Source organism: Salegentibacter sediminis, from assembly GCF_002078605.1.
GTDB lineage: Bacteria > Bacteroidota > Bacteroidia > Flavobacteriales > Flavobacteriaceae > Salegentibacter > Salegentibacter sediminis.
Genome location: NZ_MSJR01000006.1, coordinates 123,372 through 147,074, shown reverse-complemented (window position 1 = coordinate 147,074; position 23,703 = coordinate 123,372). Strand labels below are relative to the sequence as shown.

The window sequence follows — 23,703 nt, the reverse complement described above, 5'->3', positions numbered from 1 at the left end:
TCTCCCAAAAAAAATCCCGGTTCAAAAAGAACCGGGATTTTAATTTAAAAAGATAATCATTCTATTATGCATCTTTATGCATAAATTTTTGTTTTGCCAATAATTCTTCTTCCGATTCTACATGATCTTCATCGGGCACGCAACAGTCTACGGGACAAACAGCTGCACATTGGGGTTCTTCATGAAAACCCTGGCATTCTGTACATTTATCAGGTACGATATAATAGATCTCGTCACTAATAGGTTCCTGAGCTTCTTCAGCATTCACTTGTTTTCCATTTGGCAATACTACCTCGCCATCCAGGTCAGTCCCGTCAGCATAACGCCAGTCATCGGCGCCTTCATATATTGCGGTATTGGGGCATTCTGGTTCGCAGGCCCCGCAGTTTATACATTCGTCTGTGATTATAATTGCCATAGCTTCTTTTATTAGTAATTTTAAGGTCTGAATTAAAACTGAAACCGCTCCTTATTTTTTACGGAATCTTAGGAGTTTGCAGGTTGAAGTTTTAATTTCGCTGCTACAAATTTAAAACCAATAGCTCTCATAACCAAATATGGCAATGACTATCGACGACCGCAAAGCACACTTTATCAAACTTGGGGATTTCCTTGCAAATTTTGAAATAAATCCTCAAAAAAAGCCAGAAATTCAAAATGATTATCTGGAGATCTATAAAGAACTCAATGAGAAAATTGATGCTGCAATTCATTATAACGGGTGGTTCACGCGAGAAAATGTCGTGTTTTCTTTGCAACAATGGAGCGAAGCACTTACCAGAAAAAACTTAGACCAATGGTTAGATCGCTATGATTTTTCTGCAATCCAGCCCAGGACCGTAGGAATTGTAATGGCAGGAAATATCCCGCTGGTTGGTTTCCACGATTTTCTGTCGGTGCTACTTGCAGGACATAAAGTGGTGGCCAAACTTTCTGGAAATGATAAACAGCTTATGCCGGTTTTAGCCAGGTTCCTTATTCAACTCGATCCTGAATATAAAAACCGAATAAGTTTTACAGAAAACGGACTGGAAAATTTTGATGCGGTGATTGCCACCGGAAGCAATAACACGGCCCGGTATTTTGAATATTATTTTTCTAAAGTACCAAGTATAATTCGTAAAAACAGAAACTCGGTAGCTATTTTAACGGGAAATGAAACCCCCGAAGAACTGGAAGCTTTGGGCGAAGATATCTTTAGGTATTACGGCCTCGGTTGCCGAAATGTTTCTAAACTTTATGTTCCCAAAAATTATAATTTTGATGATTTTTTCAAAGCGATGTATAAATGGAATCCCATTATAAACCAGGCAAAATATGCTAATAATTACGATTATAACAAGGCGGTTTATCTAATGAGCAACTTTAAACTCCTGGAAAATGGGTTTCTCATTCTCAAGGAAGACTCCGGCTATAGCTCCCCTATCGCTACGGTGTTTTATGAAACTTATGTAAAATCAGAATTACTTCGGGAAAAATTAAAGGACGAAAGTGAAAAAATACAATGTATTGTAAAAAAAGATCCAGACGATAATGAGGTGAAGTTTGGCCACACTCAAAAACCACAACTCTGGGATTATGCCGATAATGTAGATACGATGGAATTTCTGCTGAAAATATAATTATCAGTAATTGTTATCTTAGTAAGATGAATTAAAAACTAATTGACACATTTTTTAGTAATGAAAAAACACAACTTCAGTGCAGGCCCCTGTATTTTGCCACAGGAAGTATTTCAGGAAGCTTCTCAGGCTATTTTAGATTTCAACAACTCAGGTTTATCTATTTTAGAGATTTCACACCGTAGTGCCGATTTCGTTTCGGTAATGGAAGAAGCCAGAAGCCTCTCCTTAAAACTTCTCAGACTTGAAAATAAAGGGTACAAGGCGCTTTTTCTTCAAGGAGGAGCCAGTATGCAATTTTTAATGACTGCATATAATTTGCTGGAAAAGAAAGCTGCATATCTAAACACAGGTACCTGGGCTACTAAAGCGATAAAGGAAGCCAAATTCTTTGGAGAAGTTGTTGAGGTAGCTTCCTCTAAAGACAAAAATTTCAATTATATACCAACACAATACCAGGTGCCTGCAGATGCCGATTATTTTCACTGTACCAGCAACAATACCATTTTTGGAACGCAGATGAAAGAGTTTCCATCAGTTGAAATTCCGTTGGTATGTGATATGAGCAGCGATATTTTTTCCCGGGATATAGATTTCTCTAAATTCGATATGATATATGCCGGGGCTCAGAAAAATATGGGACCAGCAGGAACTACTTTAGTGATAATTAAAGAAGATATTTTGGGTAAGGTTTCGCGCGAAATTCCTTCCATGCTCAATTATAAAACACATCTCGAAAAAGACAGTATGTTTAATACCCCAGCGGTATACGCCGTTTACGTATCTTTATTAACCATGCGTTGGTTGGACCAAAAAGGCGGGATTAAGGCTATAGAAGAACTCAACAACAAAAAAGCAGCTTTGCTTTATTCTGAGATTGACAGAAATGAACTCTTTAAAGGCTACGCCGAAAAAGAAGCCCGTTCAAATATGAATGCCACTTTTAATCTTACCGATGAAAGCTTGAAGGATCGTTTTGACAAGTTATGGAAAGCAGCGGGAATAAATGGATTAAACGGGCACCGAAGCGTTGGTGGTTACCGGGCATCGATGTATAATGCTCTTCCACTCCATAGTGTAACCACCCTGGTGGAGGCTATGCAGGAACTGGAGAGAAAAGCCTGATTCTCCATACCGCAACATTAAAAATCAATAAAATTCACAAAAAGAATCTATATGAAAATACTGGCCAATGATGGCATATCGCAAAGTGGAGCCCAAGCCCTTGAGAAAGCAGGATTTGACCTGATCTCAGTAAAGGTAGCTCAGGACCAATTAGAGAATTATATCAAGCAAAACAACATTGAGGGTATCCTGGTGCGCAGCAATACTAAAATCAAGAAACCCCTCATAGACGCCTGTCCTAATCTTAAATTCATTGGCCGCGGGGGGGTTGGAATGGATAATATAGACGTGGAATATGCCAGGTCCAAAGGTTTACATGTTTTTAATACACCCGCAGCCTCAGCATCATCGGTGGCAGAACTCACCTTCGCTCATTTATTTAGCGGAGTAAGACAGCTCTATAATGCTAACCGAAATATGCCTCTAGAAGGAGATACAATGTTTTCTGAACTTAAAAAATCTTATTCCGGGGGCTACGAATTAAGAGGAAGAACCCTGGGTATTATTGGTTTTGGAAGAATTGGCCGGGCAGTAGCTAAACTCGCCCTCGGAGTAGGCATGAAGGTTATTGCCAGCGACAAAGAGGTAGGGGAAGCAACTATAGAACTGGAATTTTATAACCACCAAAGCATAAAAATTCCAATTAAAACCGAACCCGTGGAAGAACTTATTAAACATTCAGATTTTATAAGCCTTCACGTACCGGCCCAGGAAAAACCCATAATTGGAAAAGCAGAACTGGAATCCATGAAAAATGGAGTTGGCATTATAAATACCGCACGTGGCGGGGTAATAGATGAAGAGGCCCTACTCGAAGCTATTGAAACCGGAAAAGTGGCTTTTGCGGGGCTGGACACCTTTAAGGATGAACCGAAACCCGCCATAAAGCTGCTTATGAATGAAAAAGTTTCCCTTAGTCCGCATATTGGTGCCGCTACGATTGAAGCCCAGGAAAGGATTGGAATGGAATTGGCAACCGAGATTATTAATAAGTATAAACCTTAGTGCTTTTGAATTTATAATAAAGCTTTAACGTAAATAGCGGAAAATTATCTTTAAGTTTAAAGTGCATTTAAAACTTTTTCCTGGGGCAGTTATGTTGATTTCTTTTAAATAACCATATAGGAGAAACTCTAATTTCTAAAACAGATGATTTACTCCTCAGAAAAAAGGTTAGAGAAAATAAAATCTTACCATGAAAAACTTTTTTTACATATTCATTTTAGGCTTAATGATCTACAGTTGCGGTAGCCAGGACCGCAACTTAAGATCAGATAGGATAGCAAACGCCGAAAATGATACCGTACGCATAGCTAATGATAGTCTGGAATATGAGATTATTATTATAGAACCCGGTTTTAATCTTTTTATTAATAGTATAGCTAAACCGGAAGGCTATTATTCCCAGACTTACCTGGAAAACAAAAACCGATTCCTGGTACAGGAATACAATCAGCGAGCAAGGAATCCGCAGCGGTATAACTCAAACCTTTATCTTCAGGAAATCAATTACGACAGTAATATTGATTATGGTTATGAAGTGAATTACCTCCTGTACAACTATTTCGTTTATTTTAGTAGGCAGTATAATCAACGCTTTTCAATACCCACCCGCATTTAATTTTTGTTGAGTTTAATAGTATTAAAGCTTTTAATATATTTGTCCCATGAATAAATTAAAAAAGCGTTGGGGAATTAATTCCAATTGGCAGATTCTAATCATCTTTATTGTCTTTGCCATTACAGGATCAAGCGCCACTAAACTGGCCGGTCCTGTCACCGATTTTATAGGTTTATCTTCAGAAACAACTCCCTGGGCTATTTATTGGGGGGTAAGAATATTACTTATATTCCCTATTTACCAAATCTTGCTGGTTGGTTTTGGTTGGCTCTTTGGCCAATTCGAATTTTTCTGGGCCTTTGAAAAGAAAATGCTTAGCCGTTTAGGCTTTGCGAAAATTTTTCATAATTAAATTGAACCTTTTAAAAAATATATTTCTTCTATTTACAGCTATCATTATTTTGATTCCTACCGCTGTGAACTTTGCCCATATCTTCAGTGGGCACGGGCATGAAATATGTGAACATTATGCTGAAGAACACTTTCATGTGGAAAATCTGGAATGTGAATTACACCAGTTCCAAAAGAATTCTGCATTAAGTATTACATTTTTTGAGTTTATCCCTGAAATACCCGTTCCTGAAAAACGGGAACTTCCCGATTACTACCAATTTTTAAGTGATTATATAAAGCTGCCTTTTGAGTTAAGAGGCCCTCCCCTCGCCTGATACACCTTAAGCACAATTAGTTATCAAAATCATTTTAAAAATTTCGTATGAAAACCAAAATTTTATTTTTGCTGTTTTTGGCAGTAAATTCGTTTATATATGCTCAAAATAATCTACAGGGTACTGTTAAAAATCTTGTTAATGGCGAACCTGTTATTGGCGCCACTGTTTACCTTCCCGGCCTTGAGAAGGGCGAATTAACCGATTTGGATGGCAAGTTTATGTTCAAAAACCTTCCCACCGGAAATCATAAAATTGTAATTTCCTCAATTGGTTTCAGCACTTTTTCAGGAGAAATTAGTATCCCTTCTTCCGCAGGCTTTGACTTAAGCCTGAAACCTTCAGCAATAGAGATGGAAGAGGTTATAATTTCTACGCCGTTTCATCAATTACAAAGCGATAATGTAATGCGGGTTGCCCGGGAGAATGTTTCCACCTTAACACGTAAAGGAGCTATTACGCTTACAGATGGAATTTCACAAATAGAAGGGGTTGAGAGTCTTACCACCGGTTTAGGTATAGGCAAACCCGTAATTCGGGGTTTAAGCTCAAACAGGGTTTTAGTATATACCCAGGGCGTTAGACTGGAAAACCAGCAATATGGCGACGAGCATGGCCTGGGGATTAGCTCAAAGGGAATTGAGAGTGTTGAAGTAATTAAAGGCCCTGCTTCCCTACTCTACGGTAGCGATGCAATTGGAGGAGTGCTATATCTTAATCCCGAGGCTTTTGCTTCTACCAATGCTTCAAAAGCCGAAATAGAAACAAATTATTTCAGTAATACACAAGGCTATCAAGGGAGTGCTATGGCAGCAACTTCAGGAGAAAAATTAAAATTTATTGCTCGAGGTAGTTATGCCGCACATAGCGACTATGAAACCGGGGACGGAGAAAGGGTTACAAATACGCGTTTCAACGAAAAGGATTTTAAAGCCGGTATCGGTTACCAGGATCAGAAATATAAAGGGGCCCTACGCTATAACTACAACCGTTCTAATATTGGGATTCCCGAAGAGATGGGTCTTCAAAATACAGATAAAGATCCATTGTTGCCCTACCAGGAGATCGATAATCATATCCTGAGCCTGGATAATAAGCTATACTTTAAAAACTCAAGTCTTGATTTTAAAGTGGGCTATCAGTTTAACAACAGGCGGGAATATGAAGATGAGCACGCTCATGAAGAAGAGGAAGAGATCCACGAGGAAGAGGAAGATAATGTAGGGGAACACCCCGCGCTAGAAATGCATTTGGAGACTCTCAATTATAACCTTAAATATAATTTTCCGCGATTTGGCAAGTTTGAAACAATTGCTGGTATTCAAGGAATGTACCAGACAAATACGAATTTAGGGGAAGAGATCTTAATTCCGGAAGCGACAACTACCGATATTGGAATTTTTGTAACCACCCACCTTCACCTTGAGAAATGGGATTTCCAGGGTGGATTGCGTTATGATTTCCGAAATCTTGACAGTGAAGAATTTGGACACCATGAACATGAAGAGGAGGAATTAGACCCCGGCCACGAGGAGGAATTTATCCCTGCCCTTAATCGCGATTTTAATAGTATAAATGGAGCCATAGGTGCTAAATATGATTTTTCTGAAAGCATTAATGCCAGGTTAAATCTAGCCAGTGGTTTTAGAGCTCCCAACCTGGCTGAACTCACTTCTAACGGTGCTCATCACGGAGCCAACAGGTATGAAATTGGTGATTCGAGCCTGGATAATGAGCAAAACTTCCAGATAGATCTTTCTGTGGAATATAGAAATGAGCATTTTGAAACTTATGTAAATTTGTTTCACAACACCATTAAAGATTATATCTATTTAAATCCTACAGGGGAAATGATTGATAATGACCTGGTATTTCAATACACGCAAAATAATGCCAGTATGTATGGAAGTGAAATTGGTGCTCATATCCATCCCCACCCCTTAGACTGGTTGCACTGGGAAACAGGTTTCGAAATGGTTCACGGAGAATTGGAAGATGGTCAAAACCTGCCTTTAATTCCTGCAAACTCCCTCACCAACACCTTTAGGATAGAATTGGAGGGAGAGATAGTGAAGAAAAAATATGCTTTTTTAAGATTAGAAAATGTCTTCGATCAAAACAGGGTGAGCCCCTTTGAAACCCGTACTGGCGGTTATAGTTTGCTGGGAGCCGGTTTTGGAGGCACCTTTGATCTTAATGGCTCAGACCTGCAATTCACCATTAACGGGAACAATCTTTTCAATAAAACCTATATCTCGCATTTATCCCGCTTAAAGCCCGATAATATTGCGAATATTGGCAGAAACATTTCTGTTGCGCTTAATTGGTTTCTTTAGATAATCCTCGGGGTATATAAAAAAAGCAGTCGGGAATTACCCGACTGTTTTTGTATAATTTAATTTGTTTAATCTAAGATCTCACTTTTATTGGACGTAACTCTCCCGGTTTATCCTTATTCCATACATAGGTATATAACCACATTAGCGTGAAAGTTGGAATAATATCTGTCCCCGGCAATATCTCCTCAATAAACAAAACAGCCGAAGCCAGCTTACCTTTCTTTCCGGGATACATTTTCTGAAGGGTTTTAGCCGCATATGGTGCCCATAAAATATCTAAAAACGGACCTATAACTGGAATAGCCATGGTAGTCATACCAACCACATCATATGCAAGGCCCTTTACAAGTAATTTATTTTTCAATTTATCCATTTATATCAGTTTTTATAATTAAGGCAATAAAAGTGCCACTTTTAGCCATAGCAGGTTTTAAGGCTTAATTTGAGGTTTTAAGCTTATCTGCAAAGGATTTACTCAATTTTTCAATCTTCGGATCTATTATATACTGGCAATATGGCTGCTGCCTGTGTAGGTTGTAATAATCTTTATGTTCCTCCTCAGCCTGGTAGAAATTGGTAGCAGAGGATATTTCGGTAACTATTTTATCCTGAAAGACTTTTTCATCCTCCAATTCCTTAATGACTTCAACAGCGGTCTTTTTCTGTTCTTCGGAATGATAAAAGACGGCACTTCTGTATTGAGTACCCACATCATTTTGTTGCCTGTTTAAGGTAGTAGGATCATGAGTGCCAAAGAAAATTAATAATAACTCCTTAAAACTTACCTTTTCAGGATCAAAACTTATCTGTATAGCTTCAGCATGACCTGTCCTACCCGTAATGATTTCCCTGTATGCAGGGTTTTTAATATTTCCGCCGGTAAAACCAGGTATTACACTTTCTACGCCTTTTATCCGCTGAAAAACTGCTTCTGTACACCAGAAGCAACCCCCGGCAAGGGTAGCGGTTTCTAAACTTTTTTGTACCATATTTTATAAATATATATAATGCCAGTACAATAAGCTTTATAAGCCAGGGAATTTAACCCGAATTAACGAGAATTTGGCTAATTTTGTAAAGCCTTACTTAAGACGTAAGAATACTTAAAGTCATTTATCTTCTAATAGTAACTATTGATGCCCATTCGTTTTTTCCTTCTGTTTTTTATCCTTTTTATTCCAGATTTTTACCCTCAATCGATAGAGCTTGATTTAAAAGACCGTAAAACTTATGAGATCACCCGAATAGGCAAGGCTCCTAAAATAGATGGAAATCTTGATGAGAAAATCTATCAATCTTTACCCGTAGCTTCAAATTTTCTAATGTTCGAACCCGGCGATGGCGATCCCATTCCTCAAGCCTACGCCACCGATGTGAAAGTTGCCTATAATGATGAAGCAATCTATATAGCTGCCTATATGCGCTCTGGAGACCCTGAAAAAACCGTAAAACAATTCACCCAAAGAGATAACGTTGGACTATCGGAGTTTTTCCTGGTAGATATAAACCCTTACGATGATGGCGAAAATCAAACGCGGTTTATCGTCACTACTTCCGGGGCAATAATAGATGGAAAAGCTAATGGAGATAATGAAGATTATACTTTTAATACCGTGTGGGAAGCGGAGGTTTTACACGATAATACGGGATGGTATGCCGAAATTAGGATCCCCTATTCCGCACTGAGGTTTCCCAAAAAGGAGGTACAGTCCTGGGCCATTCAATTCACCAGAAAAATCACTCATCGCAACGAAACCTATAGCTGGAATTATATCGATAAGTCGGTGGGAAAAATAAGTCAGTATACGGGATTATTAAAGGGAATTGAGAATATTGATCCTCCAATTAGGCTTAGCCTTTACCCCTATACTTCAGCCGAAGTCCATCGATATGACGATCGCACCAAAAATGCCTTTAGTGCCGGTTTAGACGTGAAATACGGAATAAATGATGCCTTCACCCTGGATGTCACCCTTGTCCCTGATTTCGGGCAGGCGGCCTTTGATGATGTGGAATTGAACCTTACTCCCTTTGAACAGCAGTTCGGCGAAAACCGCGCCTTCTTTACCGAGGGCACCGAACTTTTCACCAAAGGAGATTTATTCTATTCCAGAAGAGTGGGCGATGCCCCAACCGGGTATAGGTCAGCTTCAGCATATCTTAGACCAAATGAAGTAATAGATGAAAACCCCGAACGCTCAGATCTTTTAAATGCTTTTAAAATATCAGGCCGAACTGAAGATAACCTCGGCATCGGATTTTTTAACGCCATTACCAGTGAAATGAAAGCCATCTTCAGGGATACGGTTACCGGGGCCACGCGAACCAGAACCACCGAGCCATTTGCGAATTACAATATTCTGGTGCTCGACCAGCAGTTTAACCAAAATTCTTCTATTAGCTTAATAAACACCAACGTCACCCGCGAGGGAAATTACAGGGATGGTAATGTTACGGGATTATTATTTGATGTCTACAATAAAGCCAATTCATATAATTTTGCTGGTGAAGCAAAAATGAGCCAGGTAAATATTCCCAACAACACCCTGGCCGGTTTTGCTTCAGAGTTTTCGGTAAACCGAACAAAAGGTAATTTCCGTTATGGTATTAGTCACAGGTTTGCGAACCGAACCTATGATATTAATGATCTGGGGATAAACTTTATTAATAATTACAATAATTTTTTCTGGAGCACATCTTACCAAATCTTTGAACCCACCGAACGATTTAACCGTTACAGAATTGAGGTTTACGGAAATCACCAGCGCAGGTATCGTCCCGACATGGCGGTGAATACTGGGGTTGGCGGAGGCTTTTTTGCCATGACCAGGGAGCGTTTTGCTTTTGGTGGAAACCTGGATGTGAACTCTAAATTTCGTGATTTCTTCGAACCTCGCAAGGAAGGCATGTATGTGACCTACAATCGTAGTATTTTTAGCGAAGCCTGGGTATCCTCAGATTACAGAAAGACTTTTGCCTATGATATTCGTCTTCGTTATGGAAAATACTTTAATTCCCCTCAGGAGGAATATAGACTTCGCTTAAGTCCGCGGGTAAGATTTTCAGATAAGTTTGATGTAGTATATTCCTTTAATTATTCCATCGAGAAAAACAGGCAAAGTTTTGTAGATTTTTCAGACACAGATATCATATTTGGAAAAAGGGATATGGAAAGTATCGAAAACTCGCTTAAAGCCAGCTATAATTTTAATACCAGGCAAGCCTTGAATTTAAGTTTTAGAAATTTCTGGTCAACAGCCCATTTCATGGAAGAGGGCTATTCTGTACTCCAGGAGGATGGGGCTTTAAATCCGAATTCATATCAGATTCATCAAAACAACAACCCAAACCGAAATTTTAATATTTGGAATCTTGACCTGAGCTATAGCTGGCAATTTGCACCGGGAAGCCAGGCGATCCTACTTTATAGAAATTCCATATTTAACCAGGATAAATTAAGCCTTTTGAATTACCGTTACAGCCTTGAAAACTTATTCGATCAACCTATAAAACAGGTTTTGAGTCTGCGTGTGGTTTACTTTATTGATTACAACAATCTTTATAACATCTTTGAGAGCTAATCTTGGGGATTCTGTGTAATTTGGGTATTTTTCCATTTTTAATAGTCCAGATAAAATATGATACTTGCCAAAAACATTCATAAATATTACGGTGATCTCCACGTTTTAAAAGGGGTGAATTTGCACATTCAACGCAGCGAAATTGTTTCTATAGTGGGTGCATCAGGGGCTGGAAAGACCACCCTCCTTCAGATTTTAGGCACCCTGGATAAGCCTGAAAAAAACAAAGCTTCAGAGTTACGAATAAACGGGACCGATATCTACAGACTTTCTTCCAGAGAACTATCCAAATTCAGAAATAAACATATTGGATTTATCTTCCAGTTCCACCAATTGCTTCCCGAATTCACCGCGCTGGAAAATATATGCATTCCCGCTTTTATTCAAAATAAATCAAAAGCCGAAGCCGAAAAACGCGCCCACGAACTCCTTGGATTTTTAGGGCTCGAAAACCGGGCAAACCATAAACCCTCGGAATTAAGCGGCGGGGAACAACAACGCATCGCGGTGGCAAGGGCCCTTGTAAATAATCCAGCCATTATCTTTGCTGATGAACCTTCTGGAAATCTCGATAGTGAATCTGCAGAAAATCTACATAGATTGTTTTTCAGACTTAGGGATGAATTTCAGCAAACGTTTGTTATCGTAACCCATAATGAGGAACTGGCCGATATGGCAGACCGTAAACTCACTATGGTAGACGGAGAAATTAAATAAATAATATTTCTGAATTTTGAATAAACGCGAGTTAAAATCTTTTCTTGACTTTAAGGTTGAACAATATAATACCATTCATTTTATTGAAACCGATCCTATTCAGATTCCGCATCAGTTTAGCAAAAAAGAAGATATTGAAATTGCAGGTTTTCTCACGGCCACCATTGCCTGGGGAAACAGAAAAAGCATTCTCAAGAACGCCAACAGAATGATGGAATTGCTGGACTGGTCCCCCCATGATTTTGTAATAAACCACTCCCCCTCCGATATCGATAAACTGGAAAATTTCGTTCACCGAACCTTTCAGGGAATCGATCTTCAGTATTTTATTCAGGCCCTTAAAAATATTTATTTAAACCACGAAGGAATAGAAAAGATCTTCAATATCTACGCTGAAGAAAGGTCGCTCCAACCGGCGATCCATCATTTTAAGAATATTTTCTTTGAACTTCCCCACGCCTTCCGGACTGAAAAACATGTGAGCGACCCAAAAAAGAATTCAGCAGCAAAACGCATTAATATGTATTTAAGGTGGATGGTTAGAAAAGACCCTTCCGGCGTTGACTTCGGGATCTGGGATAGCCTGCGGCCTCAACAATTAAGTTGCCCACTGGATGTTCATTCCGGCAACGTAGCCCGTAAATTAAAACTCCTCACACGTACGGCTAACGATGCAAAAGCCCTCACCGAACTCGATAATTCCCTACGGAAAATGGACCCTCTCGACCCTGTGAAATATGATTTCGCATTATTTGGGATTGGAGCAAATGAAAAGCTTTAACAAATTTAGCATACCCAGATACGGCAGAAATAATTCCTTCCGGTCCAGCATACAAGTTTTATTTTGTAAAGTAATTTTTTTCTTCCTCTATCCCTATTTTTGCTAATCACTTTTAATAACCAGATTTTTAAGAGTATACAGAATTATTAAACCCCAGGTTTAAAAACTATCCTTAGAGTTGAAGCTTCCTTATCAACATTGACTTTAATTTTACTATTCTCTATCCAAAAAAACAGGCGAAAAATAATTTAATCTTATTTTAACAAATGTCAAAAATTTTTGTTAATTTAGGTTAATTATTATCCTTATGATAAAGGCAGGAACTAAACAGATGATTAAACCAGCGATACCGAGAAACGAGCTAGAAAGATTAGCTTCTCTGGAAGAAGCCGGAATTTTTAATACCCCTCCTGAAGCCGAATTCGATAACATCACCAAGCTCGCTAGTTTCATTTGTAAAACTCCCGTATCCCTAATATCATTGATTGGAGAGAAAGAACAATATTTTAAATCCAGGTATGGTACTGAAATATGTGGTTCAGATAGGGAAATTTCCTTTTGCGCCCACGCCATTCTTAAGCCAAAACAATTAATGGTTATTAATGACACCCGCCTGGATGAACGTTTTAAGGACAATCCTTTTACTCTTGATGAAAACAACCCGGTTCATTTTTATGCGGGTATGCCTCTGGTAGATCATCATGGTTTCGCGCTGGGAACCTTATGCGTAATTGATAATAAACCCAATAAACTTGATAAAGAGCAAAAGATCGCTCTAAAAGCACTGGCCAAACATGTGGAGGTTTTATTCGAACTAAGACGAAAAAACAAGCATCTTGAACAGATAAAGAAAGAGCTGAAGGAACATAATAATGCTTTAAAAGATTTTGCCGGCGTGGTCTCTCATGATATGAAAATGCCCTTAGCCAATATGATTATTACCGCCGACATTTTAAAGGCTAAATACGGGGACCAACTTGGAAATGAGGGCCTGAAATATCTTAAAAATTTAAAGAATGCAGGATTAAATTTAAGCGATTACATCAATAGCTTGTTAAACCATTATGAAAGCAATGATACCACAGATTTTAAAAACCAGAAATTTGATCTGCACCATATGCTGGAAGAAATCATTGATCTTTTTAATATTACCGATAATGTAGATATAAACCTCCCCAATGAGAATATCATCATCCAATCAAATCGTGCTGCTCTTGAACAGATTTTCCTGAATCTTATAAGCAATAGTTTGAAATATAATAAAAACGAGAAAATCGTTATAGACATCGATTTCAGACAAACTCCCAACTTTTATTATTTCAGTATATCTGATAATGGAATTGGAATCCCACAAGACAAACAGGAAGAAATATTTCAAATTTTCACAACTTTAGCCGTTACCGACAGGAAAGGTAATAAAGGGAATGGCATTGGTCTATCTACGGTAAAGAGACTGGTTAAAAAACTTGGAGGAAATATAAAAATAAACTCCGAACCTGGGCGGGGCACACAATTCAGTTTTTCGGCAAAACGCAACTTTTAAACAGCAGGAATTAAATTTATTTAGTTGCTTAAATTTTAATATATTATAGGAGTCACATTCCGGAGTATGGAACAAAAAAAAGTGTCAGTTAACGAAAAATTGCGCCGTACTGCTCTGGCTCAATATGCGATTTTCAAATCAGGACAAGACAGGGATTATGATCAATTAACCTATCTTGCTGCCGAAATTTGTAAAGTTCCAGTCGCCAAAATTAGCATTATCGGAAAGAAGGAAGTATGGAGTAAATCGGCCTATGGCACAGAACTCTCCTCTATTCCACGCCAAAATTCCTTTTGCGAACTCTGCATACAATCAGGAGAAAGAAATCTTATTCTAAACAAACCAGAACATCCTGAAGTCTTCGAAAAGGCTAAGGGTCTTTATGATCGGGAATATCAGTTTTTTGCCGGGGTACCCCTGGTAAATTCACAAGGGCACGCCATTGCTGTCTTTGGTGTTTTTGATGTAAAACCCAGAACCCTGAAACCAAATCAGCTTAAATCCCTGGAAGCTTTAGCCAACCAGAGCATGAATCTTTTCGAAGCCCGAAAGCAAACTTATAAATTGCATCACGTACAACGCTCTTTAAAACAAAAGTACCGGGAGCTTGAAAAATTTGCAAGCCTTGTTTCGCACGATATAAAATCGCCGCTTGCCAATATTATTTCCTTAACAGAACTCCTGAAAGAGGAAAATGAGGATAAACTGGATGATCAAACAAAAGATTACCTGAATTTTTTAGTAGACTCTTCCTATTCCCTTCGGAATTATGTTGATGGAATTCTAAATTTTTACCGCAGCGATCATATTCTGGAAAAAGATTACGAGGATGTGGACCTTCCGGAGCTATTAAAACCTGTAGTAGATCTTTATAATATTTCAGATGATATTGAAATCAATTATCCCAAAACGGGGAAACTTCAAAATATAAATAAAGCGGCGCTTACCCAGGTTTTTATGAACCTCTTAAGCAATTCCTTAAAATATAACGATAAAGAGCAACGAAAAGTGAATATTCGGTTTAGGGAAAATAATTCTTATTATTATTTTGAAGTTGAAGACAACGGAAATGGGATCCCCCCCGAAAAGGTTGATAAAGCTTTTGAACTTTTTGCCACTTTAGATGTAAACGATCGTTATGGCAATCCTGGTAGCGGAATTGGCCTGGCTACCGTTAAGAAACATATAGAAAATATGCACGGACAAATAGAGGTACATTCTACTCCCGGAGTGGGTAGTAATTTTAAATTCAGGATTAAGAGGCTTTAGGATTTCATTTCCTATATTTGAAAAACATTTAAGTCAGCATGCATTTTAAACAGCCGGAAGTCCTTTTCGCCCTTGTATTTCTGCTCATTCCGCTGCTTGTTCACCTTTTCCAACTTCGCAAATACCAAAAAGAGGATTTTACAAACGTAAAGTTTCTAAAAAAGATTTCCCGGGAAACCCGAAAAAGCTCCCGCCTTAAAAAATGGTTGGTACTGTTCACCAGGGTGATGAGCCTGGGATGTATTATCCTTGCCTTCGCTCAACCCTACCTCCCGGCCAGAGAGCAAAACAGAGCAAATTCAGAAAAAGTGATCTACCTGGATAATTCCTTTAGTATGCAGGCCATCGGTGAATCTGGCGAACTCCTGAACACCGCTATACAAGACCTTTTAAAAAATATTCCTGATGAAGGGAATTTTCATCTCCTCACCAATGATGAAGAATATAAAAACCTAAATGCTGAAGACTTAAAAACCAGGCTTGAACAAACCGGCTATTCTGCAAACTCCCTGGACTTTCAGGCTATAGAGTTAAAAACCTCTCAAGTTTCTGAAAAAAATATTCCTACGGAAGTAATTATACTTTCAGATTTTCAGCAAGAAATGAAATTCCCTGAAAACCTTGAAGAGAGTACCAGCTACCATCTGGTACCTTTGAAACCGGAAAATAAAATCAACTTCAATCTGGACAGCCTTTATATCGCAGAGCGCGACCCTGAGTTTTTACAGCTTAATTTCATCCTGGAAAGCAACAAAGAAAATTCTGAACAAATCACGCTGAGTGCTTTTAATGCTGAAGAATTACTGGCCAGAAAAACCTTTAATTTTGAGAAAGAGAAACGCCTGGAAGGCAGTTTAACACTGGAAAATAGTCAATTTTCCTCCGGCCGGTTGGAGATTGAGGATAGTGGATTACAATATGATAACAAATTATATTTTAGTATCAATCCTCCCCAAAAAATAACCGGAGTTGCCATTTCAAACGAAATAAGCCAGGCCGGGTTTTTGAACCGGATTTTCACGGAACCCGAATTTGAATTTTATAATTTCACTTCGGAAACTATTGATTACAATTTGCTCTCAAAAGCTTCTTTTATTATTCTGAATGAACTGGAGGAAATCCCAGCATCTTTAAGGATTTCCCTGGAGAAGATTTATAAGGAGGGTAAAACGATAGTCATAATTCCTTCAGAAGAAAATACAGCTATTAATTCTTTTCTTAAAGGCCTGGAGGCATCCGGCTATAATAATCTGGTATCACAGGAACAATTAATTACAAATATCGCTTTTGAACACCCGCTTTTAAATGGCGTCTTTGAGGAGGAAGTCGCAAATTTTGATTATCCCTATGTTCAGCGCTATTACAGCTTAGCGGGAGGAAATATGATCCTTGGCTTTCAGGATAATTCAGCTTTTTTAAGTGAAAAGGAAAATATTTACCTGTTTGCCGCTCCAATAAACAGTGAAAATTCTAATTTTAAAAACGCTCCGCTTATAGTACCGGTTTTCTATAACCTGGGTCGCACTGCGCTGGCCCTACCGCAAATATATTACCAGATAAAACGCGCTAACCAAATAGAAATACCTGTAGAAAACAGCGGCGACGAGGTGATAAGCCTCATCTCTGAAACAGAAAACTTTATTCCAGCTCAACATGCTTTGGCAGGAAAGATTCAGCTTAATACCGAAGAGCTTCCGGCAAGCGCCGGAAATTTCAGCATAATCTATAGAGACGAAGAAACGGGAAACATTAGTTATAACTATTCCCGCAAAGAAAGTGGCGCTCTTTCCAGCGATGACTTTAAAAATGCAGAAGTGTACAATTCGGTTTCAGAATATTTTAATAATGTACGAAGCGCAACTCAAAGCAAGGCGCTTTGGAAATGGTTTGTTATTTTAGCACTGATTTTTTTAACCGCAGAAATGCTCCTTTTAAAATACCTCAAATGAAACTACTCATTAAATCGGCCACCATCCTGGACCGTCAGTCCGAGTTCCATAAGAAAACCGTTGACATTTTAATAGAAAACGGAATTATAACGAAGATTGCCCCTGGTATTAAAACCAAAGCCAGGCAGAATATCTCTTTTAATGATTTGCATGTTTCCAGGGGCTGGTTCGATTCAAGTGTAAGTTTTGGCGAACCGGGATTTGAAGAACGGGAAACTATAGTCAACGGCCTCGATACCGCTGCCAAAAGCGGGTTTACCACTATAGCATTAAATCCCAATACTTCTCCGGTTTTAGATAATAATGGCTCGATTACTTCGGTTTTATCTAAAGCAAGGACACATCAGGTAAGCTTACATCCGGTTGGGGCTTTAACTGTAAAAAGCCAGGGCGTAGACCTTGCAGAGCTCTTTGATATGCAACAGGCAGGTGCTATTGCTTTCGGGGACTACAAAAAACCTGTAGGTAATCCAAATTTACTGAAGCTGGCGCTCCAATATGCCCAGAATTTTGATGCATTAATACAATCTTTTCCGCAGGAAAATCGAATTGCCGGAAATGGGATGGTAAATGAGCACTACCAAAGTACCATGCTGGGATTAAAAGGAATTCCAGGCCTGGCTGAAGAATTACAAATCGCCCGCGATCTGTATTTGTTGGAATATACCGGTGGGAAATTGCATATTCCAACTATCTCTACAGAAAAATCTGTAAAGCTAATAAAAGAGGCTAAAAAGAAAGGATTGGATGTAAGCTGCAGCGTTGCCATTCACAACCTTATATTAACAGACGAGCTTTTAAATGAATTTAATACCAACGCAAAACTATTACCACCGCTTCGCACTAAAAAAGACGTAAAAGCTCTTATAAAAGGCCTAAAAGACGGAACTATAGATATGGTTACAAGCGACCATACCCCAATAGATACCGAACATAAAAAAGTGGAGTTTGACAATGCACTCTATGGCAGTATTGGTTTGGAATCTGCCTTTGGAGCATTGAATACGATTTTTACACCTGAAGAAAGCGTGGAATTCCTTACCCGTGGAAAAGAAAGGTTTAAAATTAAGGATATTAGTATCACTGAAGGAAATCCCGCTAATCTAAGTCTTTTTGAGGTAAAAAAGGAATCTGTTTTCGGTGTGGATCATATCTTTTCAACCTCTAAAAACAGTATTTTCCTTGACCACAAATTGAAGGGAAGAGCTTTAGGAATCGTCACCAAAAATGGGAGTCTTAGCGTCTAAAGAAATTAAGATTTTATACCTTTGTAAAAATAAATAATCCCAAAGATGAAAACCATCGCTGAAGAAGGTAAAACCGCAGCTATTGTAGCTTATATAACCATTATAGGTACTATAATAGCCTATTTTATGAATTCTGACACTAAGAATACTTTTGCCGCTTTTCATATACGACAGGCCCTGGGAATTCATATTACCTTTTATGTCCTGGGCGTTCTCGTGGGCCTTTTCGACAGTTGGCTGGTTTCTTCAGCATTCTACATTTTTATTGCTGTTTTAGGTATCTACGGACTTGTAACTGCAATCCAGGAGGAACAAAAAGAAGTTCCTATTCTTGGGCATTATTATCAAAAATGGTTTAGTACTATAAATTAATGCAAACATCACTTTCTCTACATCACCTGGTTCGCAAACCTGCTACTGTTTCAAAAGATACTCCCTTACTTATTATGCTTCACGGATATGGAAGCGATGAAAAGGATCTTTTTTCTTTTGCTGAAGAATTGCCCGGGGAATTACTAATTCTTTCGGTACGGGCTCCCTACCCTATGCAAGCTTATGGAAATGCCTGGTATGCTATACATTGGGATAATACGGACGGGAAATTCAGCGACGATAAGCAGGCGATTGAATCGCGTGACAGGATCGCTAATTTTATAGATGAAGCAGTAGAGGAATATAAGGTAGATAAAAACAATGTGAGCTTACTGGGCTTTAGCCAGGGTACCATTCTCAGCTATGCGGTGGCCCTCTCCTACCCGGAAAAAGTTAAAAATATAATCGCACTTAGTGGTTATATCAATCAGGGGATATTGAAAACCGGTTATGAAAATAATGATTTTTCAAACCTGGATTTTTATTGTTCACACGGCTCGCAAGATCAGGTAATACCTGTACAGTGGGCACGACAAAACAAACCATTTTTAGATAAACTAGGAATAAAAAATCAGTATTCAGAATTTCCTGTTGGTCACGGGGTAGCTCCTCAAAATTTTTTCGAATTTAAATCCTGGCTTGAAAAAAGGATCTAATTTAAAGGATAGAGAAAAGATTTCTCCCGGTTAAAAGTGATCTGCCCATCTTTATCCACTTCGTAACTAAAGAAAACCTCTCCCCAATAAGTGCCATCGGTAAAATCGGCGATGATCCATTTATGGTTTAAAACATTTATTTTATTGATACGCATTTCCCCCTCCATGCCGTCATAGGGTACCAGCTCATTATCGGCATCGGCAAGGTTTCGGCTTATCAATTCATCCTCTATTTTTGCGATTACTTCATTTGGATTTATGCCCATATTCTCAAAATAAGTAATAGCATCCTCGTTTTCTTTCAGAGAAAAATACCGGAGTTTAGCATTTTCAGCCTTAAGCATTTCATTCTCTGTTTCCAATTCTTCTATGATAAGCTCCCGTTTTGCCTGATCTTCCTCAAGGGAGTCCAGAATTCTTTTATCGTTTACATAGATGAATATGGTAAAAAGTACACTGAATATAAACAGGTACAATAATATTTTATTCCGCATGTTAAATAGTGATTTTTAGATTGTCATAGGCCAGAAAAACATTCTCCGGCAATTGTTCCTGCACTTCATCGTGAAAACCAAGCAGATGGCTTATATGGGTGAGATAAGCTCTTTCGGGCTTTAATTTATCAATAAATTCCAGCGCTTCTTCAAGATTTAGATGAGAATGGTGTGGCTCAATCCTAAGCGCGTTTACTACCAGTACTTTTAAATCCCTAAGCTTATCCATTTCTTTTTCTTCAATCGATTTAAGATCGGTTAGATAAGCGAAATCCTTCATTCTAAATCCAAAAACCTGTAAACGGTTATGAAGAAAATCAACAGGAACTATTTCGAGTTCTTTAAAATAAAACGGCTTATTCTCAATTTCATTCTCAATAACACCAGGGGCACCGGGATATTTATTTTCGGTTTCAAAAATATAATCAAAACGCTTCCTCATACATTTTAGCACTCTTTTATGAGCAAATACCGGGATATCCCCCTGCCGAAAGAAAAAAGGACGAATATCATCCAAACCGGCGGTATGGTCGTTATGCTCGTGGGTATAGAGAATGGCATCAAGTCTTTGAACATTATTATTCAGCATTTGAGCTCTAAAATCGGGGCCGCAGTCGATAAGAATATTATATCCTTCCCACTTTACCAAAACCGATACCCGAAGGCGTTTATCCTTTGGATTCTTGCTTAAACAAACCGGATGACTGCTTCCAATTATTGGAATTCCCTGAGACGTACCTGTACCTAAAAATGTGACTTCCAAGAAAGATGATTTTGCTCACAAAAGTAAATATAATTTTTTTGTTTACTTTAACGATTTAGTACCTTTGATTTCACAAAAAAACAGGAAATTTAAAAGAAAAATTATGCCAATAACCATAATGGGTGACAAGGAATTTGAAAATGTTCCTTCTATAAAAAGCAAGGCCCTTCGCATTAATTTGAATGAAAATATCTACGGAACATTTTCTGAAATTGGTGCAGGACAGGAAACTGTAAGAAACTTTTTTCGTGCCGGCGGTGCTTCCGGAACCATTGCCAAGGCAATGAGCGCATACGATAAAGACTTTAGTGACTCCATTTATGGAATAGAAGAAGACAAGCGGTATGTGACTGAAGCCAGACTGAAAAAAATGTTGTCTCACGAGATCAACCTTATTGAAGACCGTATCTCCAGGGAAAAACACCCCAATAAACTTTTCTTTAGTTATGCTAATACCGTTGCCACTATAGATTTTGCGAAAAAATACAAAGGTCACGGTTGGATTGGTATTAAATATCAGGTAAAGCCCGATGAAGATTATAATGAAATTAGCCTTCATATAAGGTTTCATGAAAATGACGCCCGCCATCAGCAAAATACCCTGGGAATTCTTGGGGTGAACCTTATCTATGGGGCATATTATAAATATGATAATCCTAAAAAGTTACTGCGTTACCTCTACGATCATATCGATAAAGACCAAATCGAGATCGATACGATCAACTTTAGCGGTCCGCGTTTTAAAAATGTAGACAACCGCTTGATGAGTCTCCAGTTGGTTAAGAACGGGATGACCGAGGCCGTAATGTTTTCTCCCGATGGTAATAACGTGCTTCCAGCCGCCGTACTTTACAAAAAGAATATTTTGGCCCTGCGCGGAAGTTTTCGTCCGGTGACCAAGGTAAATATGGATATGTATGAGAAATCCCTGGAAATGTTTCTTAAGGAGAATAAAGTAGAAAAGGAAAATACTGAAGTGATCTTCGAAATTACGCTTTCTAACCTTCGGGCCGAAGGAGAGATAGATGAGGAAGACTTTATGGATAGGGCTAAACTGCTGTGCTCTTTGGGACAAACCGTAATGATCTCTAACTTCCAGGAATATTATCGCGTAGTCGAATATTTCTCGAGATATTCAAAACAACGCATGGGACTAACGATGGGAGTTAATAATCTGGTAGATGTATTCGATGAGAAATACTATCGCCATTTAAGCGGTGGGATCCTGGAGGCTTTTGGTAAGCTGTTCTTCAAAGATCTGAAGGTCTACCTTTATCCGTTTAAAGATGCCGAAACCGGTGAAATCACCACCAGTGATAATTTGAAAGTACACCCAAGAATGAAAGAACTTTATAAGTTCTTCAAATACAATGGCCGTGTAGAGGATATTAAAAATTATAACCCTGAAATTCTTGATATTTTTTCCAGAGAAGTATTACAAATGATCACTGAAGGAAAAGAAGGTTGGGAAGAAATGCTGCCTGAAAAAACTACCCAAATGATCAAAGAGCAAAATCTCTTTCATTATAAAGAAAGTAAGGAAAAGGCAGAAACTGAAGCTTAGACCAGAAAAATATAAGTAATGAAAAAGGCTGTTCTCAATAGAAAACAGCCTTTTTTATTTATTGAATTTTAAACTTAGGTTCGTGTGATCTTCGCTCCAATAGTTTTTAGACGTTCGTCAATATTTTCGTAGCCACGGTCTATTTGTTCAATATTATGAATGTGGGACACTCCCTTAGCCGAAAGGGCAGCAATCAACAGGGAAATTCCGGCCCTGATATCAGGTGAACTCATCGTGGTAGCTTTTAACTGCGATTTAAAATCATGGCCTATTACGGTTGCCCTGTGCGGATCACAAAGAATAATCTTTGCCCCCATATCAATAAGTTTATCGACAAAGAAAAGTCGGCTTTCAAACATCTTCTGATGAATGAGCACGCTTCCTCTTGCCTGGGTTGCCACCACCAGCAGGATACTTAATAAATCGGGCGTGAAGCCTGGCCAGGGAGCATCGCTGATGTTCATGATAGACCCATCAATAAAACTTTGTACTTCATACCCATTTGTATGAGCAGGAATATAGATGTCATCTCCTTTTTGTTCAATAGTGATTCCTAATTTTCTAAAGGTGGTTGGAATTAAGCCCAGCATATCCCATCTTACATTTTTAATGGTGATCTCGCTTTGGGTCATTGCAGCCATTCCAATCCAGGAGCCTATTTCAATCATATCAGGAAGGATGGTGTGTTCACAGCCTTTCAGACGCATCACACCCTCAATTTCAAGCAAATTAGAACCTACACCCTTAATATTTGCGCCCATTGAATTCAGCATTTTGCATAATTGCTGAAGGTAGGGTTCGCAAGCAGCATTATAAATAGTTGTTTTCCCTTTGGCTAAAACCGCGGCCATAACAATATTAGCAGTTCCTGTAACCGATGCCTCTTCCAGAAGCATAAAACTACCTTTAAGGCCGTTAGGAGCTTCAACTCCATAAAAACGTTCTTCTTTATTATATCTGAATTCTGCACCCAATTTTATAAAGCCCTCAAAATGGGTGTCCAGGCGGCGACGACCAATTTTATCGCCTCCGGGCTTAGGGATAAAGCCTTTACCAAAGCGCGCGAGTAGCGGGCCCACGATCATAATCGATCCTCGTAAGCCACTGCCGTCAATTTTAAATTGCTCACTCCTTAAATAATCCAGGTTTAGCTCATCACTTTTAAAAGTATAACTTCCTTTACTAATTTTATTGACCTTAACGCCAAGATTTCTAAGAAGTTGAATAAGTTTGTTTACATCAAGAATATCTGGAATATTGTGAATCGTCACCTCTTCTGAGGTTAACAATACAGCACAAAGAATTTGAAGAGCTTCGTTTTTTGCGCCTTGCGGCTGGATATCTCCTTTTAAACGATGTCCTCCTTCAATCTGGAAAGTTCCCATAAAAATT

The 23,703-nt window shown here is 38.6% G+C and carries 23 protein-coding genes; 17 read left to right on the top strand and 6 right to left on the bottom strand.

The window, feature by feature from the left end:
- Positions 1-64: 64 nt before the first annotated feature.
- Positions 65-418 carry a 4Fe-4S dicluster domain-containing protein gene (locus tag BUW93_RS10525; protein WP_081211659.1) on the bottom strand — a complete coding sequence of 118 codons (354 nt, stop codon included), beginning with the start codon at positions 416-418 and terminating at the stop codon, positions 65-67.
- 145 nt (positions 419-563) lie between these two features.
- Here BUW93_RS10525 and BUW93_RS10520 point away from each other — a divergent pair, with 145 nt between their 5' ends.
- The 7 genes from BUW93_RS10520 (at position 564) to BUW93_RS10490 (ending at position 7,372) form a co-directional block, all read left to right on the top strand.
- Positions 564-1,622 carry an acyl-CoA reductase gene (locus tag BUW93_RS10520; RefSeq protein ID WP_081211658.1) on the top strand — a complete coding sequence of 353 codons (1,059 nt, stop codon included), beginning with the start codon at positions 564-566 and terminating at the stop codon, positions 1,620-1,622.
- Between the two features lie 60 nt (positions 1,623-1,682).
- Positions 1,683-2,747 carry a 3-phosphoserine/phosphohydroxythreonine transaminase gene (gene serC, locus BUW93_RS10515; protein ID WP_081211657.1) on the top strand — a complete coding sequence of 355 codons (1,065 nt, stop codon included), beginning with the start codon at positions 1,683-1,685 and terminating at the stop codon, positions 2,745-2,747.
- 51 nt (positions 2,748-2,798) lie between these two features.
- Positions 2,799-3,752 carry a D-2-hydroxyacid dehydrogenase gene (locus tag BUW93_RS10510; RefSeq protein ID WP_081211656.1) on the top strand — a complete coding sequence of 318 codons (954 nt, stop codon included), beginning with the start codon at positions 2,799-2,801 and terminating at the stop codon, positions 3,750-3,752.
- A gap of 190 nt (positions 3,753-3,942) precedes the next feature.
- A complete protein-coding gene (locus BUW93_RS10505) occupies positions 3,943-4,368 on the top strand; it encodes a DUF6146 family protein (protein ID WP_081211655.1) in 426 nt (141 codons plus the stop codon).
- Positions 4,369-4,414: 46 nt separating this feature from the next.
- The gene (locus BUW93_RS10500; RefSeq protein ID WP_081211654.1) at positions 4,415-4,720 is read left to right on the top strand and encodes a DUF6787 family protein; all 306 of its coding nucleotides are present in this window, start codon (positions 4,415-4,417) and stop codon (positions 4,718-4,720) included.
- A gap of 1 nt (position 4,721) precedes the next feature.
- A complete protein-coding gene (locus tag BUW93_RS10495) occupies positions 4,722-5,036 on the top strand; it encodes a hypothetical protein (RefSeq protein ID WP_157893313.1) in 315 nt (104 codons plus the stop codon).
- 47 nt (positions 5,037-5,083) lie between these two features.
- The gene (locus BUW93_RS10490; protein ID WP_081211652.1) at positions 5,084-7,372 is read left to right on the top strand and encodes a TonB-dependent receptor; all 2,289 of its coding nucleotides are present in this window, start codon (positions 5,084-5,086) and stop codon (positions 7,370-7,372) included.
- A gap of 73 nt (positions 7,373-7,445) precedes the next feature.
- Here the strand turns inward: BUW93_RS10490 and BUW93_RS10485 are convergent, their stop codons facing one another.
- Positions 7,446-7,748 carry a hypothetical protein gene (locus BUW93_RS10485; protein WP_081211651.1) on the bottom strand — a complete coding sequence of 101 codons (303 nt, stop codon included), beginning with the start codon at positions 7,746-7,748 and terminating at the stop codon, positions 7,446-7,448.
- A 64-nt stretch (positions 7,749-7,812) separates the two neighbouring features.
- Complete coding sequence (gene msrA, locus BUW93_RS10480) at positions 7,813-8,364, bottom strand: peptide-methionine (S)-S-oxide reductase MsrA (protein WP_081211650.1); 552 nt, start codon at positions 8,362-8,364, stop codon at positions 7,813-7,815.
- A 147-nt stretch (positions 8,365-8,511) separates the two neighbouring features.
- Between msrA and BUW93_RS10475 the strand changes: the two genes are divergently transcribed.
- From BUW93_RS10475 to BUW93_RS10435, 9 genes are all read left to right on the top strand, one after another.
- On the top strand, positions 8,512-10,956 hold the full coding sequence (locus BUW93_RS10475; protein ID WP_081211649.1) for a DUF5916 domain-containing protein: 2,445 nt from the start codon (positions 8,512-8,514) through the stop codon (positions 10,954-10,956).
- A 57-nt stretch (positions 10,957-11,013) separates the two neighbouring features.
- Positions 11,014-11,673 (top strand): ABC transporter ATP-binding protein, encoded by a 660-nt coding sequence (locus BUW93_RS10470; protein WP_081211648.1) that lies wholly within the window; start codon positions 11,014-11,016, stop codon positions 11,671-11,673.
- 16 nt (positions 11,674-11,689) lie between these two features.
- The gene (locus BUW93_RS10465) at positions 11,690-12,454 is read left to right on the top strand and encodes a TIGR02757 family protein (RefSeq protein WP_081211647.1); all 765 of its coding nucleotides are present in this window, start codon (positions 11,690-11,692) and stop codon (positions 12,452-12,454) included.
- A 307-nt stretch (positions 12,455-12,761) separates the two neighbouring features.
- Complete coding sequence (locus BUW93_RS10460; protein ID WP_232778344.1) at positions 12,762-13,997, top strand: GAF domain-containing sensor histidine kinase; 1,236 nt, start codon at positions 12,762-12,764, stop codon at positions 13,995-13,997.
- Positions 13,998-14,063: 66 nt separating this feature from the next.
- The gene (locus BUW93_RS10455; protein WP_081211646.1) at positions 14,064-15,266 is read left to right on the top strand and encodes a sensor histidine kinase; all 1,203 of its coding nucleotides are present in this window, start codon (positions 14,064-14,066) and stop codon (positions 15,264-15,266) included.
- Between the two features lie 38 nt (positions 15,267-15,304).
- Positions 15,305-17,215: a BatA domain-containing protein gene (locus BUW93_RS10450; RefSeq protein ID WP_081211645.1), complete on the top strand. Its 1,911-nt coding sequence runs from the start codon at positions 15,305-15,307 to the stop codon at positions 17,213-17,215.
- A complete protein-coding gene (locus tag BUW93_RS10445; protein ID WP_110688293.1) occupies positions 17,212-18,462 on the top strand; it encodes a dihydroorotase in 1,251 nt (416 codons plus the stop codon). Before BUW93_RS10450 ends, BUW93_RS10445 begins: the two co-directional genes overlap by 4 nt.
- 45 nt (positions 18,463-18,507) lie before the next feature.
- Entirely contained in the window at positions 18,508-18,834 is a 327-nt protein-coding gene (locus BUW93_RS10440) for a DUF4870 domain-containing protein (protein WP_081211643.1), read from the top strand.
- On the top strand, positions 18,834-19,490 hold the full coding sequence (locus BUW93_RS10435) for an alpha/beta hydrolase (RefSeq protein WP_081211642.1): 657 nt from the start codon (positions 18,834-18,836) through the stop codon (positions 19,488-19,490). Before BUW93_RS10440 ends, BUW93_RS10435 begins: the two co-directional genes overlap by 1 nt.
- Here the strand turns inward: BUW93_RS10435 and BUW93_RS10430 are convergent.
- Both BUW93_RS10430 and BUW93_RS10425 read right to left on the bottom strand, forming a co-directional pair.
- Entirely contained in the window at positions 19,487-19,984 is a 498-nt protein-coding gene (locus BUW93_RS10430) for a hypothetical protein (protein WP_081211641.1), read from the bottom strand. The two genes, BUW93_RS10435 and BUW93_RS10430, sit on opposite strands and share 4 nt — an antisense overlap.
- Position 19,985: 1 nt before the next feature.
- On the bottom strand, positions 19,986-20,747 hold the full coding sequence (locus BUW93_RS10425) for an MBL fold metallo-hydrolase (RefSeq protein WP_081211640.1): 762 nt from the start codon (positions 20,745-20,747) through the stop codon (positions 19,986-19,988).
- Positions 20,748-20,850: 103 nt separating this feature from the next.
- On the opposite strand from BUW93_RS10425, the gene BUW93_RS10420 reads away from it, so the two are divergent.
- Positions 20,851-22,311, top strand: coding sequence for a nicotinate-nucleotide adenylyltransferase (locus tag BUW93_RS10420; protein WP_081211722.1), 1,461 nt, complete (start codon positions 20,851-20,853; stop codon positions 22,309-22,311).
- Positions 22,312-22,385: 74 nt separating this feature from the next.
- On the opposite strand, the gene murA is transcribed toward BUW93_RS10420, so the two are convergent.
- A complete protein-coding gene (gene murA, locus BUW93_RS10415) occupies positions 22,386-23,696 on the bottom strand; it encodes a UDP-N-acetylglucosamine 1-carboxyvinyltransferase (RefSeq protein ID WP_081211639.1) in 1,311 nt (436 codons plus the stop codon).
- Between the last annotated feature and the right edge of the window lie 7 nt (positions 23,697-23,703).